17 protein-coding genes are annotated in these 18,982 nt (G+C 41.2%); 5 read left to right on the top strand and 12 right to left on the bottom strand.

Going from position 1 to position 18,982, the window contains the following annotated elements:
* Nucleotides 1-18 precede the first annotated feature (18 nt).
* Entirely contained in the window at nucleotides 19-900 is an 882-nt protein-coding gene (locus V7K41_RS25690) for a TauD/TfdA dioxygenase family protein (RefSeq protein ID WP_334852781.1), read from the bottom strand.
* Between the two features lie 282 nt (nucleotides 901-1,182).
* On the opposite strand from V7K41_RS25690, the gene V7K41_RS25695 reads away from it, so the two are divergent.
* From V7K41_RS25695 to V7K41_RS25705, 3 genes are all read left to right on the top strand, one after another.
* A complete protein-coding gene (locus V7K41_RS25695; RefSeq protein ID WP_334852783.1) occupies nucleotides 1,183-1,722 on the top strand; it encodes an SH3 domain-containing protein in 540 nt (179 codons plus the stop codon).
* Between the two features lie 75 nt (nucleotides 1,723-1,797).
* Entirely contained in the window at nucleotides 1,798-1,884 is an 87-nt protein-coding gene (locus V7K41_RS25700) for a DUF4058 family protein (RefSeq protein ID WP_334853202.1), read from the top strand.
* Between the two features lie 121 nt (nucleotides 1,885-2,005).
* Nucleotides 2,006-3,628, top strand: a complete 1,623-nt coding sequence (locus tag V7K41_RS25705; protein ID WP_334852785.1) for a tetratricopeptide repeat protein — start codon at nucleotides 2,006-2,008, stop codon at nucleotides 3,626-3,628.
* A gap of 154 nt (nucleotides 3,629-3,782) precedes the next feature.
* Here the strand turns inward: V7K41_RS25705 and V7K41_RS25710 are convergent, their stop codons facing one another.
* The 11 genes from V7K41_RS25710 to aroF all read right to left on the bottom strand — a co-directional run bounded on the left by V7K41_RS25710 (nucleotide 3,783) and on the right by aroF (nucleotide 18,059).
* Entirely contained in the window at nucleotides 3,783-4,289 is a 507-nt protein-coding gene (locus V7K41_RS25710) for a hypothetical protein (RefSeq protein WP_334852787.1), read from the bottom strand.
* An 85-nt stretch (nucleotides 4,290-4,374) separates the two neighbouring features.
* Nucleotides 4,375-6,081, bottom strand: a complete 1,707-nt coding sequence (locus V7K41_RS25715; protein WP_334852789.1) for a multicopper oxidase family protein — start codon at nucleotides 6,079-6,081, stop codon at nucleotides 4,375-4,377.
* Nucleotides 6,082-6,313: 232 nt separating this feature from the next.
* Nucleotides 6,314-6,634: a chorismate mutase gene (locus tag V7K41_RS25720; protein WP_334852791.1), complete on the bottom strand. Its 321-nt coding sequence runs from the start codon at nucleotides 6,632-6,634 to the stop codon at nucleotides 6,314-6,316.
* A 13-nt stretch (nucleotides 6,635-6,647) separates the two neighbouring features.
* Nucleotides 6,648-7,268: a PEP-CTERM sorting domain-containing protein gene (locus tag V7K41_RS25725; protein ID WP_334852793.1), complete on the bottom strand. Its 621-nt coding sequence runs from the start codon at nucleotides 7,266-7,268 to the stop codon at nucleotides 6,648-6,650.
* A gap of 172 nt (nucleotides 7,269-7,440) precedes the next feature.
* Nucleotides 7,441-8,100, bottom strand: a complete 660-nt coding sequence (locus tag V7K41_RS25730) for a PEP-CTERM sorting domain-containing protein (protein WP_334852794.1) — start codon at nucleotides 8,098-8,100, stop codon at nucleotides 7,441-7,443.
* 186 nt (nucleotides 8,101-8,286) lie between these two features.
* A complete protein-coding gene (locus tag V7K41_RS25735) occupies nucleotides 8,287-9,432 on the bottom strand; it encodes a 3-oxoacyl-ACP synthase III family protein (RefSeq protein ID WP_334852796.1) in 1,146 nt (381 codons plus the stop codon).
* 236 nt (nucleotides 9,433-9,668) lie between these two features.
* On the bottom strand, nucleotides 9,669-11,519 hold the full coding sequence (locus tag V7K41_RS25740) for a ScyA-related TPP-binding enzyme (RefSeq protein WP_334852798.1): 1,851 nt from the start codon (nucleotides 11,517-11,519) through the stop codon (nucleotides 9,669-9,671).
* Between the two features lie 67 nt (nucleotides 11,520-11,586).
* On the bottom strand, nucleotides 11,587-13,107 hold the full coding sequence (locus V7K41_RS25745) for a class I adenylate-forming enzyme family protein (RefSeq protein ID WP_334852799.1): 1,521 nt from the start codon (nucleotides 13,105-13,107) through the stop codon (nucleotides 11,587-11,589).
* A 47-nt stretch (nucleotides 13,108-13,154) separates the two neighbouring features.
* Entirely contained in the window at nucleotides 13,155-14,591 is a 1,437-nt protein-coding gene (locus V7K41_RS25750; protein WP_334852801.1) for a cytochrome P450, read from the bottom strand.
* 362 nt (nucleotides 14,592-14,953) lie between these two features.
* A complete protein-coding gene (locus V7K41_RS25755; RefSeq protein ID WP_334852802.1) occupies nucleotides 14,954-16,651 on the bottom strand; it encodes an HAL/PAL/TAL family ammonia-lyase in 1,698 nt (565 codons plus the stop codon).
* A 298-nt stretch (nucleotides 16,652-16,949) separates the two neighbouring features.
* A complete protein-coding gene (gene aroF / locus V7K41_RS25760) occupies nucleotides 16,950-18,059 on the bottom strand; it encodes a 3-deoxy-7-phosphoheptulonate synthase (protein WP_334852803.1) in 1,110 nt (369 codons plus the stop codon).
* A gap of 308 nt (nucleotides 18,060-18,367) precedes the next feature.
* Here aroF and V7K41_RS25765 point away from each other — a divergent pair, with 308 nt between their 5' ends.
* On the top strand, nucleotides 18,368-18,643 hold the full coding sequence (locus tag V7K41_RS25765; protein WP_334852804.1) for a type II toxin-antitoxin system prevent-host-death family antitoxin: 276 nt from the start codon (nucleotides 18,368-18,370) through the stop codon (nucleotides 18,641-18,643).
* Nucleotides 18,644-18,657: 14 nt separating this feature from the next.
* A complete protein-coding gene (locus V7K41_RS25770) occupies nucleotides 18,658-18,939 on the top strand; it encodes a type II toxin-antitoxin system RelE family toxin (RefSeq protein ID WP_334852805.1) in 282 nt (93 codons plus the stop codon).
* Nucleotides 18,940-18,982 lie beyond the last annotated feature (43 nt).

The following is an 18,982-nucleotide window of genomic DNA, read 5'->3' on the forward strand; positions in this document are numbered from 1 at the left end:
AACTGCTGTAATCAAATATCAAAATGAAAAAGCTGGAGAACATAGCCTGATATAAATATCTCTTTGATCGTCAGCAAAAGACCTTCTCCCATGAAGTATTCTTGTATTATCAATCATTAAAATATCGCCTTTTTGCCACGAAATTTCTATAGTTATTTTTTCAGCAATTTCATTAAGTTCAGAGACAACCTCTTCAGGAATTTCTGAATCATCTTCAAAATTAAGAATCTTTGGGCTTAACTGCTTTGTGGGTAATAGACTATTAATAAATACCTGATATTTTCCACATCTGCTGGGGATAATGGCTGGAGAAATGTATTCAAGCAGAATCGATTTATCGTTATTTACTGTCAAAAGCGTATTATTCTTCTGACACATTTCTTCTAGCTGATTCAAATCATCTGTTTGATATTTTTTCTGCCAGTCCTCTTGAGATATCCGAACAGTAAATTTTAACTTCTTTTTGCTGAATAACTCTTTGGTTGAACTACTAATTTCATGAAAAAATTGTTTACCATCACATACCGTAGTTTCACCATCTTCTAATGGTGGATTAGCACAGAAAAACCACAGCATAAGTGGGATATTCTGCTGATAATACATTTCGCCGTGCAACTTAATCTCAGATTTAAAATCATTGACGCTTAAAAGAGTCTCATCTCCATTAATTACCCTTCTACTGAATGCACCACCAGCATAATTGATAAAATCGATACTCAAGAGATTGGTAAATTCTTTAAAAATATCAACATTAACATTAAATCCTCTAAAAAGTAAGATTCCATTAGCTTTAAATAAGCTAATAATTTCTTCTTTGTCTAATTCTAAAATACTCACATTGTCGAGATTATTAATTTCTTGAACTATGCTATCTGATATGGAATGTATTTTCTTATTCATATAACTTAATGAATCTTTGTCGAAATTTTAACTTACTGTTGGCGTTAACTACACCATATACTGACACATTAATACTCAATGATATCGTTGTGTTGCATCCATCAGCGTAGGCGTAGCCCGTCGTAGACATCGCAGGACTAAATTTTGTAAAATGTTATTATAGTACTAAAATTTCTTTGATAGAACTACGTTACAAAGTTAACCAAAATTTGTTTAGGTAGATTCGGAGATATAAACTAAGGCTCCAGCTTTGGATAATGATGCCAGAAACTTGAAGAAATTATGACAAAAAAAGTGAAAAATCTAGGATCAAAGTTAGCGATCGGATTGGCATTCAGTTGTATTAATATGATACTCAATACTGGTATAGCTAGTGAAATAAGTTTAGCGAAATCAATTCATTCTCAAAAATGCGATCTTTTTGCCTACGTCACCGATACAGATGCCCAAGGTTTAAATGTGCGGAGTGGTGCAAGTACAAATAACGTAATTATAGGACAAATACCCATCAACGAAACAGTTCAGGTTATTGGTGCGGCTGGAAATTGGGTGCAAATTACTAATGCTAGCAATGGTTTTCAAGGAACTGGATGGGTATTTGTGCCAAAGTTAGGCTTAACAACGCGAGGCTACGGTACTAATGGCGTGTATTTATATACTGCCATAGATCAAAAAAGCCAAAAAGCGAGAATAATTCCTGCTAATACGGCTGTCAAATTGCTAGGTTGTCAAGGAGATTGGGCGCAGGTAGAATATCAAGGTGTTAAGGGTTGGTTGACAAGGGAAGATCAATGTGGGGCAGCCCTTACTAGTTGTTCTTAGAATCTCACCCCAACAGGCAAGCGAGGATGGGGCTATGAAAATTACTTTTAAAATTTTGGTTTTGAGATATTTGTTATGACTTATCCATTTCCAGGAATGAACCCGTATTTGGAAGATCCTGAATTATGGTCAGGAGTACATGGAAGACTAATAGTAAGTTAAATTAAGAATTATTGCAAAATAGTAAACAATTTTTGGGAATACGATCCAAGCTAATTAAAAGGTTTACGCCGAAAGGATATTTTAATAGAATAATCTCATCAAAAGATTCGCAGAAACATAAATGGACTGGATTACACTACTGCGATCGCTACAATCTGATTTTATTAAAAGGTTAGCATCTGGTTGTCTGCTTCATTGTGAAACAGAAGGTCAATATAGTGAATTAACTATAATTTCTGGAGAGAGATTAAAGGCACTACGGGAATTTTGCTGGCAGATGGCTGAAAAATATAAACGTGTTTTACCAGTCCGTGATGTTTTTATTAGCTATCTCAAAGGAAAGTTGGGTGAGGAAGTTGTCAAAGAACGTTTAGCTGATTTTATTACCGAAGTCGATTATGAAAAGCGATTTGGCGGCGATGGTAATATAGATTTTACCTTGACTTCTGACCCATCTAGTGGTATTGAGGTTAAATCACGTCATGGTGACATTGACAAAGTTAAATGGTCAATTAGTTCTGAAGAAGTTGAAAAAAATGCAGTTGTAGTTTGCATTTTAATTCAAGAAGATGTCAGTGAAGCACAATCTGAGTATCACCTTTTTTTGGCTGGCTTTCTCCCAACCCGAATGATTAAGTTGAAGACTGGTAAAATTTCTTTTGGAATAGAACAATTACTATATGGTGGTGGTTTATGGTGCTATCTAGAACAGTTACAATCTTCTATAAATAATTCTTCTCGGCAACAACCACCTATTTATAAATATCTTCCAAAACAGGAAATCCTATCTAAGCCAACTAATCATCAGGTACTAAAATCTTCTTTTCAGCCTGAATACGATCGTAAAGATTTAAATATGTTTTATGTAAAATGGGGTGATGAATGCTTTCAAAGGGGAGAATATACAAATGCAATTACTAACTATAATCAAGCCTTAAAAGTTAATCAAAGCGATGTTGATTTTTTATATTATAAACGAGGTTTAGCTAATTATCAAATAGGAGATTATGAAGCTGCGATCGCAGATTATTCTCAGGCAATCCAGATGAATCTTCATGATGCTAAATCTTACAATAAACGAGGTTTAGCTCTCTATCAATTGGGGCGATTAGAGGAAGCGATTAATGATTATACTCAAGCTATTAGAATTAATCCTAATGTTGCCATAACCTATAAAAATCGGGCTGAAGCTCGTTCTCATGTTGGAGATAACCAAGGAGCAATTGAGGATTATACCCAGGCTATTAAAATTAACCCTCATTATGCTGATGCTTATAAAAACCGTGGGATTGCTCGTTATTTATTAGGCTCTCAGCCAGGATTTCCTCAAGCAATCAAGATTAATCCTCAAGATGCCATAGCTTATAAAAAACGTGGTAATGCTCGTTCAGATTTAGGAGATTTTGAGGGTGCAATTGAAGATTATACTCAAGCAATCCAGATTAATCCCAGTTATGCTGATGCTTATTACAACCGTGGTAATGCTCGTTCAGATTTAGGAGACTTTGAGGGCGCAATTGAAGATTATACTCAGGCAATCCAGATTAATCCTAGTTATGCTGATGCTTATTATAATCGTGGCAATATTCGTTTAGAAATTATAGATAAACAAGGAGCAATTGAAGATTTTCAAAAAGCGGCAGACATCTATCGTAAAGAAGGTAAACTAGAAGCACTCAAAGATACACGAGAAATAATATTAGATTTAGAGATAGAAGAATCATTAGATATTTTAAATTTTTAGATAAATACTATATAAAGTCACCTCTAAAGTGTGTTTACCATCTGGCTGATTTTAGTTGATTTAGGTGAAGCTGTTGCTAATGAATTGTCTCTACCATTTTACCTGAATCAGCAACGCCCAAATTGGGATTATCGAGTTTTTTAAATGAGCTAATCTACCGTTTCTTTTTTTTGATAGCCACTAAAACAGTTATACTTAGTAGACCTAACATTAACGAAGACTCAGGGATAGGTGTTATAGAAAAAGAAGTGAGGGGATAACCTGTATAATAACCTCGATCGCCTATTTCTAAGTAGTCATAAGTGTGAAATACATTATATGACTCTCCTTCTACGGTGTAAGCAAATCCGAATTCATCCAATGCCAGAGTTTTAGCTAATAAGAGATTGTCATTGTCAAGAAACGATCCTGGAGAGAATAAAGACTCTATTGGGTTGCCATTTCTTGTGCCAGTAATATCTATAATTTCATAACTATTTGTGGCTGAATCGTAGGGGTTAGTTGTTAATTTTCCTGCAACTGTAACAATGTCATTTGGGTCAAGTACACTCGTACCAGAGTAGGAAAAATTAAAAATTGCAGCTGAAACAGGAGCCATTGTAGTTGTTAAAATGCAGACCATACTAGTAATGGTAACTGCAAGCTTTTTGTCAAAATTCATTCTATTTTACCTTTTATTTCAAACCACTATTAACAAGGATTTTTCATAACTACTTATTTGTGTAACTAATAGCTGTTGGCAAGGGTTACGGTAGCACGTCAAAGGGTAGCATCATGTCGTTATCCTCGTGATTAAGCATGTGGCAGTGCCACACGAAGCGTCCAGTAAATGAATTGCCAAAAGGTAAATTCGCTGTGGCTTTAGCACCGAAGGGAACTATCAGACGAACAACCTCAAATGGATTGACTACCACAGTATCCTTCCAACCAGCTTCGTTTGCTGCTGGTGGTTTTGCTAAACCTTTTAAATAGGGGGTAGGATCAAGTGGTGGATAACCGAATGGCACTTTATCCCCACCAGGTGCATGGTGCATAAGTACTTGACGCGGCCCAGTAGCCCTATATGCTGCGGAGTAGGCAGTATCATTAATTGATTGGCGGTTGAGGATTTGAAATGGCACTAGATGCAAATGCATTGTGTGGGCGAATGGCTGGAGATTGATGAAGTTCCACTGCTCTACTGTGTCTACTTGTGGTTGCTCCCTCAATTCTGGGTGGTTGGCTGCTTCATGCCAGTAAACTGCATTGAGCATCATCGCTAACACCTGAAAGTTAGAGTTCAAAATATCTGTTAGAACCAGGTTGCGCTGTCTTACTGGTTTGGTAGCAATCTTTGTTATCAATGGATTGTTTACTCGCAACCGTATGGGAATAGCTTTAGAAACAGCAGCGCCTTGATTCACTGTAAACTGCATGATTTCTGGCATTCTAAAGTAACCCTGGTCAATGACCGTAGCCAAGCCCTTGGGATACGGTGCAGCAGCGTCATTTTGCAATACAATCTTATCTCCTGGCAGACTTGTAGAAAAATCGATTAGTACATCAGCTCGTTCACCAGGCCCCAGCAGTAGCTTAGACAAATATACTGGAGCGTTCAAGAATCCTCCGTCACAGCCAATTTGAATTAGTTGCTGATTTGACGACAGCTTAAGTCTGAAGAATCGGGAGTTTGAAGCGTTGACGATGCGGAAGCGGTACAAAGTTCGGTCAACATTGAGGTTTGGCCAAGCCTTACCGTTGACGACAGCAACATCACCGTAAAACTCATGATCCCATTTTGCTGGAAAGGACATTGAACCATTGGAATTGAACGAATGATCTTGTAGTATCAAGGGCACTTCATAGGGCGCTCCAGCAGGGATACCAAGAGGGCCATTGCCACCTATAGGGTCGTCGTCATCCCGAATCAGATACATCCCAGCTAGCCCAGCTTGGAGGTTCAAAGCGGTCATGCCAAGGGAATGGTCATGATACCAGAGTGTCCCTGCTTCTTGATTGTTGTTGTAGTTGTACACATTGCTCTGTCCGGGCAGATATGTGTCTTCTGGATAACCGTCGCTGTCAGGTTCGGTATTGCTGCCGTGTAAGTGTATGACTGTCCGTGGGTTAGTTATGTCGGACGCATTCACACCATGTAAGCTTGTATCGACTGACCCAGCTAATGGATGAGTACCGAGTTTGTTGAATGCCCGAATCCTAACTGGTGTTCCCCTTATTACCTCGAAAGTGGGGCCAAGATAAGGCAATCCGCCGTAACCCCAGGTGGGAAAAGACCCTAAGCTGCTGTGGAACGAATGTTTACCTGGCGCAATATCTAAGGTACTAGGTGGTGAAATAGGGTATGAAATGGGCAGAGACTCGGTAAATTTTGAGAGTCGAGGCGAGGCTGCATAGGTTCTCTTGGCTTTGATTACTTCGGGAAGCAGAATTCCTAATCCTAAACCTGCACTCATCGTTAAAAATTGCTTTCTGGTTAACATTTTTGGTTGTATCGTAAAAATTAGCGTTGAGTCTACAAGGTCTTGGATTTATGCAAGAACTCTCTGAAACTCTTATCGGCTCATGATGCTATAGGTTGATTAGCGATCGCACTTTGTTTACTAACAAAATATGGTTGTTTTTGTTCGACATCCCTAGCTGCTAAGAGTATTAGATATCTTGCAAAAGTGCTTAACACCCCATTCCTTAATCTCCTTCCCGCTTGCGAGGAGGGGATACAAAGCGTAGCTTTGGCGGTGTGGGGTTCTTAATTTGTAATTTATGCAAGAGGTCTATTGCATCTAAGTCAGGAGTGGCGGAAAAAGTGACACTAACGATTTCGGCAGGATCTAGCGGATTGTTGACTTCTAAGGCATTCAATAACTCATCCACAACTTCGGCGATCGCTTGTGGTGAGTTGTGACTAACTGTAGTTGCACCCCGGAGTCCCCGCACTCGCCATTCTTGGAGTGTCGCTGACATATTAGTTTGTTGATATGTATGTGTAATAAATGTGAGCCTATCCATATTGATTTGACCCTTAAGTACTTAATTTGTGTTTACGACGAAAGATAAACCAAGCGCCTACTCCCAACAATGCAGGCAACAATGCAGGTTCAGGAACTTTTTCAATTCGGGTTTGGACGGTTCCTGTATACAGCAGGTTGCCTATTGAATTAGGAAAGTCCACATTTGGATAGACATCAAGGATTGCAGTACTTGGGACTGTTGTTCGTATAGCGGTAGATCCCTCAAATGAACCCTTTGGGTAATGAAAATAGTTCACGAAAGCGAAGGGGGATGCTGGTTCCCGTTGAGAAGCGAGTACTTCCCAAAGAAAATCGTCGGTTTCAGGTGCTGTAATACCATCTTCTAGACGGGGTAAAAAAACAATCGGATTGCCAATAGTTCCTTGAAAAACTCCCTTCTCGCCTAAGTCAAATTTATAATCATCTCCCCCTTCAAAATATCCGGTAGCGTTCGGTGAATCTGCAAACCCTATGGTAGTGTCATCGTAAGTAAAGTAACCGTTCACTCCCTCACCCTCGAAAGTGAATTTATACAATGCTGCCTGAGCGGTATCTATGTTTAATGTTACTGACATGACTAATGCTACTACGCTTGAAATAGCAGGAAGCAATAATTTATTCAATAAAGCCATTTTTATTACCTTTCTAAAAGATTGATTGCTAAATTAGTTCTTAAAACTAATACCAATTAAATTAATGATTGCAACACATTCTTGGCTAAAGACGCGATGAATCGCGTCTCTACAAATGGTCTATTTGTTGCATTCTTTTTTGACCTAAATATATTAAACTGGCTCGGTGTAATTAATCCTGTGCAGATAATAATTGTCGGCGCTGACGACGGAAGAGAAACCAAGCACCTACTCCCAGTAATGCAGACACTGATGCAGGTTCAGGAATTTGCTCGATTTTTGTTTTAACAGTTCCTTCAAAGGTGTAGTCTCCCGTTGTATTAGGAAAGTCCCAGTATGGATAAACTCTGAGTCTAGCGGTGTCAGGTAGGCTCGTTCGTAGGACAACAGAATCTGAAAAGGTTCCCTCTGGGTAACTAAAGCGAATTGACAAACCGTATTGCTGCCCACGAGCAGCCGGAGGAACGTAAAGAATAAAGTCATCAATGGCACCATCGTAGCCCAAATTACCAGCACGTCCAAGATAAACAATATTTCTGGCCTCATCATGTATATCTTGCTGCGATCCTTTTCTTCCCTGAGCCAGAATATCCCCTGCATTAACAAAATACTTTTCCACTGAGCCATCATACTCAGCAAGAGGAAAGTTCGGCCCAAGAGGTTCTATCTTATTAGCTGAGTCATCATAAATAAAGTAACCATTTGCTCCTTCACCCTCGAAAGTAAATTTAAAAAGAGCAGCTTCGGCTGGATTTATGTCAACCATTCCTAAAACTAAAAATGCTGCGGTGCTGATAACAGAAGCCATCGAGAATTTATTCAACAAAGCCATTTTAGTTATCTCGCAATATAGCTATACTTGAATGCTGGGAATTTCATTGTTTGGCAAGCGATGCCTACGGTGGGCTACGCCTACGCATTTCAAAAAATACCATCTGTATGTACATAATCCTTGTATTGTGAAAGGAATAGCAATACAGTTTTATGCACAATCTCAAATTGATATAGGACTAGAATTCTAGTGACGGATCAGAATTCTATCCTCTGGTTGAGAAAGGCTGACTGAGTGAGCGGGAGCAGGGCCTAGCGCGACATCGCCCCAACGCATTACGCAACCACCAGCATTAGATGACGAACCCATTGTATAGACGAGAACTAAATCGTTTTCACGAATTTTACCTGCGTGGGCGGCATGATAGAGATTAGCAACGGGAAAGGTTGGCCCAATGTTGGCATATAGGGGATTGATATTGATTGTACGCTCTGGTTCAATATCTAGAGCGCGGATGCAAACTCGTGAATACCAAGCACTGGGTGTATTAAAAACAAAAAAGTTGATTTGATCTAAAGTGAGTCCAGCATCAGCGATCGCACCGTGGCAACATAGACGAATAAACTTCACCGTCGTCTCGTTGAACATCTTACTTGCACCCTTGCCGCCTCGGATGAACATTTTGACGTTGCCATGCTCATCGGTGGTGAATTCATTATAGAAGGCTCCACAGGTAGCAGAGGTATTGGCAATTTTCGTACCGAGAATACCTTGATTTGGTTTTAGCTTACCAACTACAAAGGCTCCAGCACCGTCGCCTGATAAAAACGCCAAAGTATCATTTTCGTCGGTATAGCGTGAATACGTAGTTGAGACAACCACTAACACATTGCGATACCGTCCCGTTTGCACCAAAGAACAGGCCGTCTGAAGCGAAACCAACACTGAAGTGCAAGTTGATTCTATATTCCACGCCGCACCATGTAGTCCTAGTTTCCCAGCGAGAAAGGCAGCATTACCAGGTGTGATTTGCTCTGGAAACAGTGAAGTAACCAGCATGAGATCGATGTCTTCAGGAGATAGCTTTGCGGCTTTGAGAGCATCGATAGCAGCGCGATATTCTAGTGAGAGCGAAGTCTCATCGGCAGCTAATACCCTTCGCTCGACAGTACCACGGAAGGGGTCTGATATATACGGTGCTACCTCTTGTGACCAGATATCGTCGTCACTATCGATTGTGGCATTATCGGGTACAAACAGTTTTGCCAGAGTTTTTTGTTCAGCCTCAGCAACCATCTTGGGGAAATTTTCTCTGTAGTAATCGTTTGTGCGGATGATGCGAGGAAAGTTAACTGAGACTGCGCGAATACCTACTGGTTCTAATGTTGTCATGACAAATCTCCTTTTGATTTTGTTTTTGGCGTTACATAATGGAACTGGAAAATACTGATATAGCAGTCGATAAGAGATCCCCCAACCCCCTTAAAAAGGGGGCTTTTTAGATCCCCCCTTTTTAAGGGGGGTTAGGGGGGATCAAGGTTTTAGGTTTTGAGTGCGTAAGTCTTATTGCTATGACTTTTTGATTAACTTCTGGGCAGCAGATTGAGGATTTATCTAGATGCACAGATTTAGGAACGGCCTGTTTTGGCTTCTATGGCTCCTTGCTTAATCAGACTTTGAATGCGACCTCCAATCGGTGCGGGTCGGGTTGGGTCAATCTTCACATCAATAATGAATGGAACAGTAGAGGCAAGTGCTTTTTCTATAGCTGCTTCCAAGTCAGATTCAGTATTAACACAGATGCCGTTTGCTCCCATAGCTCTAGCGATCGCAGCAAAATTAGTACTCGGTATCTCCGTATCTATAGGGACGTTCCCACTTAACCCCTGCAATGCCATTCCTTGGGCGCACATATTGTAGCGTCCATCGTTGAGTACAATCCAGATAGCTGGAATCTCGAATTTCACTGCTGTGCTAACTTCGTTGTTCATCAGCATTGCTCCGTCCCCAACAATCGCAACGGCTTTACCTTTTCGCCCTAATGCCGTACCAACTACCCCAGTAGCAGCATGACCCATAGACCCAAAACCAGTACTAATCCGGTAACGACCTGGTTGGTTAAATCGCAGTAAATTAGTTGCCCAAGCAAAAGAGTTACCCGCTTCAGCTAAGATTGAGGCATCGCTACCCTCAATAATCAGCCGTTGAATTGCATCCATCAGTGCTTCGGGTCGCACTAAGCCATTTGGGCGCTGAGTATTTGTGTAGGCTTCAGGACGCGGTAGTGAGGAAGTGGGAAACCAATTAAGACGCTCTGGAAGGTGTTTTAATAAAGCTTTGAGGAATGCTTTGATTTCCGAGTGGACAGCAAGAGTCTCTACTGATGGATAAGCCACTCCTGGAACTTGCGAATCGATATCAACATGGACGAACCCATTAACAGGAATCATTGCCGGACTCCAGAATGAAGTCGGCTCACCAAGGCGCGTTCCCAACACTAGTATGCGTTGTGGTCGTTGTTCCTGCATATATTTCAGGACAGATAAATGCCCACTAAAGCCTGTGACACCGATAAATTGGGGATGATGTTCTGGAAAAATGCCTTTGGCGCGAGGTGATGTCATTACCGCCGCTCCAGTTTTTTCTGCCAACTGGCGGATTTCCTCGGCGGCGTGTCGCGCCCCAAAGCCAACCCAGATAGCAAAAGATTCTGCTGATAACAACTTTACACATTCAGCGATCGCTTCTTCACTGGCAGTTGGTACAGATTGAGAAAACACTGATTGAGGTAACTGTACTTTTAATGGTGTCGTCTGTATTGGGGTGGGAACACTAATATGGGCTACAAAGCTACCTGGTTGTGCTAAACCTTGGGCAAGTCTGCGAGAAATTTCTGGTAGTTGATCTCCAGACTCTAATATGGTTGCGTAATTGAATAGTGGGCCTGATGTAAAAATTCCTGAGAAAGGCATTGTGTGGGCGCTGGTTTCTTGACAAGCTCCCCGCCCGCGATTTCCAGTTGAGGTTGCAGCTGACAAGAAAATTACCTTTGCTCCTTCCCCTCGTGCAGCAAAAAGCCCAGTCAGAGCATTAGTGATACCAGGGCCTGTAGTAGTGAATACCACGACGGGGCGATCGCTGGCAAAATAAGCCTCGGTAGCGGCAAAAGCTGCACCTGATTCATGGCGAAAGTGAAGCAACTCGATGCTGCTACGGTTCAATGTTGCCCATAATGGGCCAATACCGCCTCCTGAAACACCAAATGCATAGTTAACTCCCAAATTTTCCAGGATCTCAACTAGAGCCTCTGCAACCGTAGGGGTTAATTCTGACTCTGGAGATTTTTCATTCAGCGATGCCAGAGAGAAAATAGAAGATCCAGTTGAAGTTTCAAATAAAATTTGATTTGATGGAGGATTATTTTTTGTTCCCAAAGCTTGAGAAAAATTAGCGTTTTTGTTGATAGATTTAGTATTCACAATTGCTAACCTTGATTCCTATTTGTTGATTTTTTAGCTTTATTGATTACTTAACTCAAGCTAGCATTTAGTTATTAACAGCAGCTAACTGAGAGCTTGATTGCTGGCGTAAAACTCGTTTTAGAACTTTGCCAGTTGGGTTTTTGGGCAGGGAATCTACAAAATTAATTGCACAGGGCAGTTTGTATTTTGCCATTCTTTCAGAACAAAAATTGAGGATTTGTTCTTCGCTAATTATGTTGCCCTGCTTGAGAATAATATTTGCCTGAACTATCTCACCTTTGATAGCATCCTTAACGCCATATACCGCTACCTCAGCAACAGAGAAATGTTGATAAATCACATTTTCAACTTCAGTCGGATATACCTTAAATCCAGACACATTAATCATGTCTTTCATGCGGTCAACGATGTAGAAAAAACCGTCTTCATCTACCCGACCAATATCGCCAGTATGGAACCAGCCATTTTTAATTACTTCCGCAGTTTCCAATGGGCGATTCCAATAACCAAGCATGACGTTAGGCCCTCGAATTCCTATCTGACCCAATTCACCAAGCTCTACCTGATTACCATCATCGTCAATAATTTTCATTTCTACATTCTCGATTGGAGCGCCAATGGAACCAAGTTTATATTTCAAATCGTGATTATAAGATGCACATGGTGATGTTTCAGTTAAACCATATCCTTCATTAATGACTTTTCCATATTTATCTCGCCAAGTTTGGGCAACTTCAATTGGCATCGGTGCGGCGGCTGAAAAGTAGTAACGTACACTATTGAGATTGTAGCTAGATAAATCACTATTTAGAAGATTGATGAATACCGTTGGTACTCCAAAGAACATTGTTACTTGATGAGTAGCGATCGCGTTAAGTATTTGCTCAAGATCAAATCGACGTTTTAGGATAATTGTGGCGCAGACGTTTAATGCTGCGTTGAGAATAGCATTTTGACCAAAGCAATGAAATAACGGTAAGTAAAGCAGTAATCGGTCATCTGGTTGCATTCCACAACAACGGTTTTGGGAATACATATTAGAAATTATGTTGCCGTGAGAAAGGGTCGCTCCTTTAGGAAAACCTGTTGTTCCCGATGTATAAACGATGCTAGCAGGAGTATGGCGATCTATTTCAATAGCATCTGCATTACCAGAAGCACTTTCCATCAGTTTCGCTAAAGTCATTCCCTTTTTGGCGCTCCCCTCTGCAATCAAAATGTGTTGCAGTTCGGGTAAATCTGCCTCTGGTACATTTTCAACGAGTGACTCTGTGGTAATTATTGTCTTAGCAGCACAATCGTTGAGAATGTAGCTAACTTCATTGCTTTTCAGCATAACGTTGACTGAGACGACAACCGCACCGATTTTGAGAATGCCAAGATAAGAAATGATGAATTCTGGAATATTTGGCAAAAACAAAACTACGCGATCGCCTTTTTTAATTCCTAATCCACTTAAACCGTTCGCAAGACAATTTACTAGTTGGTTAAGCTGTTTGTAAGTAAAAGATTTATCTTCAAATATCAGAGCAATTTTATCAGGATATAGTTGACAACCCCGCTCGACATGATGAGCAATATTCATGGCTAAAAAGACTCACTCGACTTGATTACCTTTGTCTACTTCGACAGTCATTGATCAGAAGAATTCACTGTTAATAATGTCTTTTGAGTATTTAGCTGACTGATGTTATCAAGTTCAGTTCGTGGCTGCAATGTCATCAGAATGCCTTTGCGTGTTTGCAGAGTTAGCAATGGCTGGCACTCAACCGGGTGTTCAGGCAGTAGATTGAGGCGGAAACGTTGACACACCATTGCTACAATCAACTGAATTTCCGTTAATGCAAAGATGTCACCTAAGCATTGACGTTGGCCGCCACCGAAAGGAAAGTATGCATAACGCGGACGATCGACAGAACGTTCTGGGGTGAATCGCTCAGGATCAAAGCCTTCAGGATTATCCCAAAAAGCAGGGAGGCGGTGCGTGACAAACGGACTGAACAAAAGCATGGAGCCAGCTGGGATATGATAGCCGCCAATCAAATCATCGCCCAAGTTGTTGCGGGCATAAACCCAAGCACCCGGATAAAGTCGCATTGCTTCCTGGACGACCATTTTGGTATATTTCAGGTGTGGCAGATCCTCAAAGGTCGGGGTTCTTCCAGCCAATACCGTAGTCAGTTCTGCTTGTAACTGGCGTTCCACAGTGGGATATTTGGAAAGCAAGTACCAGATCCAGCCAAGTGTTACAGCTGAAGTCTCAAATCCAGCAGAGAAGAGTCCAACTATCTGGTCATGTAATTGCTGGTCACTCAATCCTCTACCAGACTCATCCTGAGTACTCATGAACATTGAAAGTATGTCATGAGCGGTATGATTGCCTTGTTTGCGTTGTTGGATGATGTTGTTGGCAATTGTGCGGAGGGTGTTAATTGCTTGTTGACACTGGCGGTTTTTTGGCGTAGGGAAGTTAATAGGCGGTTTGATGATAGCCCATAAGCGATCGCTAAGGAACTTGTAGATAGTATTCCAAGCCTGAATTAGTTCGCTGGTGTCGTTATCAGCATCGATACTCAAAGTCGTCTTCAGGAGAATCTTCTGTGTCAGCACGAGCATCTGTGCAGAGACATCAAGGGTTGCACCAGATGGAATTTTTTGCCAGCGTTCTACCATCTGGGCGGTAAGCTGGGTCATGTCATTGACCATTGCGGCGATTTGCTGGCGGTGAAAAGATGGTTGTATTAAACGACGCTGGGAACGCCATGAATCACCCTCGCTAATCACCAAGCCTTCACCAATAACCAGTTTAATGTCCTGGAAATTTTCACCTTTTGTATAGTTATGAGGATTTTCTTGCAGGACATACTTCACACAATCTGGATCGGCAATCAAGTAAAGTTGTTGCGGGCCGATTGACCCCAGATGCACAACTCCACCATACTTACGCGCTGCATTGGTGAGGAATTGCAGCGGATTTGTTGACATTTGTGGAAAGCAACCAATAATCGGAAAACCTGTTGGGCCAGGAGGTTTTTTACGTGCATTTTGGTAGATACTTTGTTTAACCATTGTATTTTATCTCCTATTTAATTAGAAAAAATCATCACCAGAGACTGCATTTAGTTGTGAATTAATACCAATTATTCAAAAGCGGGGATGTAAGGTTTTGCACGCCTACAGATGCAAACCTTAAAACTCTGATTGAATTTGATTTTCCTAATTACGAATTACGAATAGGACTTACGCAAAAAACCTCTCAACCCCTCATTACTCCGTGTCCTCTGTGTACTCTGTGGTTCGTTTTTCCGTTACCTGTGCGTAAGTTCTGACGAATTACATTAGCGTAGCATTAGCGAGTCCTCGTACTCCTACGGAGAAGCAAGCTACGCGCAGCGTCTCGTAAGCGTCATTAGGAATTGGTATTAGGAGTGTCAGGTCAACAAAAGATGGTTAACTGCTTGCACAATCTGTCCACCATTGGCAATATCAGTTGCAATTTTGGCAATATGTTCGTCTAGAGCTTGTTCGTGGTCGTTCCAGATATAAGGTCTGTCAGGAGAAGGCACTTGTCCGACTACATCGCGGATTGCAAGATATAAATCTCTGCTTGCAGGTGAGAGGGTGACACGAGCATCATAATGTCCAATAGTTTTGTATGTGCGTAAATCAACTGCTTGCACGCCAAACATCAAGGCGATCGCTATATATTGTTGAAAAATTTCTACAGATTGACGCGCTAAATTTGCCGAAGCAAAACCTTGACTATTGATATTTTGGTTATATTGTTCTGCGTGGGTAGGAAATCTATCAGCTATGGAATTTCCATAGAAGGTTAACAAAGGCATAATCGAGTTGCCAGTAATTTGTAATCCCTTCAAGCCCATATTTACACTCCGCTCTTTATTACCAACTAAAGATGGAGAAAGCCCATTGTTAAATTCTGGTGCTACCAAGTAGGCTATTTGAACATCCAGATGTTTAGCTAACAACCCAATGTAGTAACGTAATTGATCCATGCCTACACCAATGTACTGCCCTAAGAAATTACCGCCATGATAACTTGCTTGGTTTTCTACATCGATAAGCGGGTTGTCAGTTACAGAGTTAATTTCTACTTCAATTTGTTTTTGAATTTGCTCAAGTCCATCGACAATTGGCCCCAGATATTGAGGTAAACAACGCAGTGAATAACGGTCTTGAATCGGATCTTCACCGCGATAGTTGTGAGAACCATTTAACTCTTCTCGAACTAACCGTGAACCTTCCAACAGGTTGAGCATTTCGTTAGCTGCCCATTTTTGTCCTGAATGTGGTTTAAGCTTATGGATAAATGGGTGAAATGATTGATTAGTCCCATTTAAACCTTGAATAGCTAAAGCGTGAGCGCCCATTGCTAATGCTAAAAGATTCTTGGTGTCATAGACGCAATTGGCAGCGATACCTGTCATCACTGATGTGCCATTCATCATCGCCAACCCTTCTTTCGGAAGTAATTGCAATGGCTCTAAACCCAGCTTTTTTAATGCTGTTAGTGCATTTATTTCTTCACCGTTAAAGTCAACGGTGTAGCTGGAATTTAAACCAATTAATGCTCCGGTGATATATGCTAAAGGTGTTAAATCACCACTAGCACCAATTGAACCATATTCGCAGACATGAGGTGTAACACCAGCATTGAGGAATATCAGCATCCGTTTGATGATTTCCAAACGAATCCCCGATGCACCACTAATGTGGGAGTTTGCACGTAGAAGCATTGCAGCTCGAACATCAGCCAAAGGTAATTTTTTTCCTGCACCTACTTTGTGATACCACATCAAATTATTTTGTAGTAACGCCGCAGATTCAGGAGAAATTACTACATTTGCCATACCACCAAAACCAGTTGTTACCCCATAAATAGGTTCGCCAGATTCAACTGCATGGCGAATAAAATCGCAGGATGCTTGGATATTAGACAATTTTTCTAGATCGTCAGTTAAACGTACCCGTGTTCCATAACGCGCTACACTAGTTACTTCTTCAACAGTGAGATTGCGATCGCCTACAATTACAGCCTTATCAGAACTATGCACAAAAGGAAAGGCAATTTTGTTGGCAGTTTTTTTGCTTAAACGAAGTGTATCCATGCTTTTGAGAGTTTATGACTAAAGTTTTCAACCTTGACAATTAGTGAAGAAGGCAGGAGGCAGGAGGTTGGAATTTAGATGAGGCGAGGCTTCAACCCCATCTAATTCCAATCCCCCAAATCGGAGATTTTGGTGAGGGATTTAAACCTGTAAGATCCACGAAAGGTCGCCACAGGAGATAGCGCAGCGGTAGCGAGTTTGCGTACTCTTACAGAGAAGCAAGCTAGCAAGAGCGTCTCGTAGAGAGCGTCAGGCAGTATTCCTCCTGCCTCCTGCCTCCTGCCCTCTGCCTCTCTTGTTAAAGAACCCCAATCTTCCAATTTGTTAAAGGGAGTAGAGAATTAGTTTCGACACTTTTTGTATATTTCTGTTCTTGCCAGCGACCAAAGAATTTGCCCAAGGGAGCCATTTCTCTCATAAATTCTTCAAAGCTGGCAAAATTGAGCGACTGAGGCCCATCTGAAAGGGCTTTTTGAGGATTAGGGTGAACCTCGACCATTAGCGAATCACAACCAGCTGCTAAAGCAGCCATTGCCATTGGTGTTACCAATTCCGATTTCCCAGTACCGTGACTGGGATCGACAGCAATTGGCAGGTGAGTCAGACTACGCAAAACAGGTATTGCAGATATATCTAAAGTATTGCGTGTATACTCTCTGTCAAAAGTCCTAATGCCCCGTTCGCATAAAATCACATTGGGATTTCCTGCTGCCAAAATATACTCAGCAGACATTAGCCAATCTTCAATAGTGGCTGACAAACCACGTTTGAGTAATACAGGTTTACCTGTTGCACCGACTTTTTTCAAAAGGGAAAAGTTTTGCATATTGCGGGCACCAATTTGCACGATGTCTGCGATTGATGCCACCATTTCTAATTCAGCCCCATCCATCACCTCAGTAATAATACCCAAGCCAGAAACCGATCTAGCTGTTGCTAACCAATCTAAAGCACTTTCTCCATGTCCCTGGAAAGCATAGGGTGAAGTTCGTGGTTTGTAAGCACCTCCTCTGAGAAACTTTGCACCTGCGGCTTTGACTCGCAGCGCAGTTTCTACAATCATTTCTTCGCTTTCGACAGAACAGGGGCCTGCAATTACGACTAGAGGATGGTTTTGACCAAAGGCGATAGTTTCGGAGGGTGTAGACACCTTTACATCGCTGGGTTCACCATAACGAAATTCTAAACTAGCTCGTTTGAATGGCTTCTTTACCCGCAGCACTTGCTCAATAAAAGGGTTTAGATTTTGCACTTGCTGCACGTCGATTTCCGTTGTATCGCCAATCAAACCAATTGCTACTTTGTGTTTACCTACAGAGATTTCTGGGACAATCTTCCAGCGCGAAAGTTCTGCGAATAATAATTCAATTTCTTGTCGAGGACAACCGGATTTCATGACGATAATCATCGTTTTCACATCCTCCTAAAATATGCAATTAATTTGTAAAAAGCTGAAGTTGTGTAATTACTTAGCCTCAGAAGCAAGGAACTAACTAGCGGTCAGTAGTTTTGCTGTTGCCGATGAGTTATACATTAAATTAGAAGTTAAGGTTACACATCCACCTTTTCTGCTGGTTTGCGTGCAGTATTCATACCTGGAGAATACATGAATGCGATCGCCTCATTGCAGAAAACTGTATTGCCATCTTTGCTAATAATCAATTTTGCGCTTCACACGTTACAATATAGCTATAAGTTTTTGGTAAAGTTGTTAAAATGCAGCGCTTTTCTGTTACAGAAATCCAAAATACCCATAGTGAAATTTTAAACCAAGCTGCTGTTGAGCCTGTTTTACTAATAAAAGAATCGCAACCTAGTTATGTGATTATGTCTGTCGAAAACTACGAGCAATTAATGAACCGACTTGCTCAATTGGAAGATTTAATTATCGGTCAACAAGCTCAAACTGCACTCTCTAACTCACGGATGGTTGGTACAGAAACTTTTACGGCAGAACTCAAGCGTTTGGCCGCGCTTGATGATAATAGCTGATAAAATCTGATAAGATGGCAAAACTCGATGGTCTGGAAACAGTTCTTGATTTTCTGAAAGGATTACAGCCTAAAATCGCTGCTCAGATTGCCAAAAAAGTAATGTCTTTGAATATTGACCCTTTACCAGCAGATTACAAGGAATTGGCTGGTTATGCAGGGTACTATCGTATAGATTCTGGAGAATACCGCATTGTTTATCGCTTTGATGCTGATGCTGATTTGGTTGAGGTGATTTTGGTGGGAAAGCGTAATGATGACGAAGTGTACAAGCAACTTAAGCGCTTATTAGGCTAAAAGCAAACTGATTAGTCTAGTCTAGCAATCGTACTCCTCAAAA

The organism is Nostoc sp., assembly GCF_036917415.1.
Taxonomy (GTDB): Bacteria; Cyanobacteriota; Cyanobacteriia; order Cyanobacteriales; family Nostocaceae; genus Nostoc.

Bases quoted from the DNA above. Each gene is read 5' to 3' on its own strand.
- V7K41_RS25690 (WP_334852781.1), bottom strand. From the start codon at position 900: ATGAATAAGAAAATACATTCCATATCAGATAGCATAGTTCAAGAAATT.
- V7K41_RS25755 (WP_334852802.1), bottom strand. From the start codon at position 16,651: ATGGATACACTTCGTTTAAGCAAAAAAACTGCCAACAAAATTGCCTTT.
- V7K41_RS25725 (WP_334852793.1), bottom strand. From the start codon at position 7,268: ATGGCTTTATTGAATAAATTATTGCTTCCTGCTATTTCAAGCGTAGTA.
- V7K41_RS25770 (WP_334852805.1), top strand. From the start codon at position 18,658: ATGGCAAAACTCGATGGTCTGGAAACAGTTCTTGATTTTCTGAAAGGA.
- V7K41_RS25710 (WP_334852787.1), bottom strand. From the start codon at position 4,289: ATGAATTTTGACAAAAAGCTTGCAGTTACCATTACTAGTATGGTCTGC.
- V7K41_RS25700 (WP_334853202.1), top strand. From the start codon at position 1,798: ATGACTTATCCATTTCCAGGAATGAACCCGTATTTGGAAGATCCTGAA.
- V7K41_RS25765 (WP_334852804.1), top strand. From the start codon at position 18,368: ATGCAGCGCTTTTCTGTTACAGAAATCCAAAATACCCATAGTGAAATT.
- V7K41_RS25735 (WP_334852796.1), bottom strand. From the start codon at position 9,432: ATGACAACATTAGAACCAGTAGGTATTCGCGCAGTCTCAGTTAACTTT.
- V7K41_RS25715 (WP_334852789.1), bottom strand. From the start codon at position 6,081: ATGAGTGCAGGTTTAGGATTAGGAATTCTGCTTCCCGAAGTAATCAAA.
- V7K41_RS25705 (WP_334852785.1), top strand. From the start codon at position 2,006: ATGGACTGGATTACACTACTGCGATCGCTACAATCTGATTTTATTAAA.
- V7K41_RS25730 (WP_334852794.1), bottom strand. From the start codon at position 8,100: ATGGCTTTGTTGAATAAATTCTCGATGGCTTCTGTTATCAGCACCGCA.
- V7K41_RS25750 (WP_334852801.1), bottom strand. From the start codon at position 14,591: ATGGTTAAACAAAGTATCTACCAAAATGCACGTAAAAAACCTCCTGGC.
- aroF (WP_334852803.1), bottom strand. From the start codon at position 18,059: ATGATTATCGTCATGAAATCCGGTTGTCCTCGACAAGAAATTGAATTA.
- V7K41_RS25695 (WP_334852783.1), top strand. From the start codon at position 1,183: ATGACAAAAAAAGTGAAAAATCTAGGATCAAAGTTAGCGATCGGATTG.
- V7K41_RS25745 (WP_334852799.1), bottom strand. From the start codon at position 13,107: ATGAATATTGCTCATCATGTCGAGCGGGGTTGTCAACTATATCCTGAT.
- V7K41_RS25720 (WP_334852791.1), bottom strand. From the start codon at position 6,634: ATGGATAGGCTCACATTTATTACACATACATATCAACAAACTAATATG.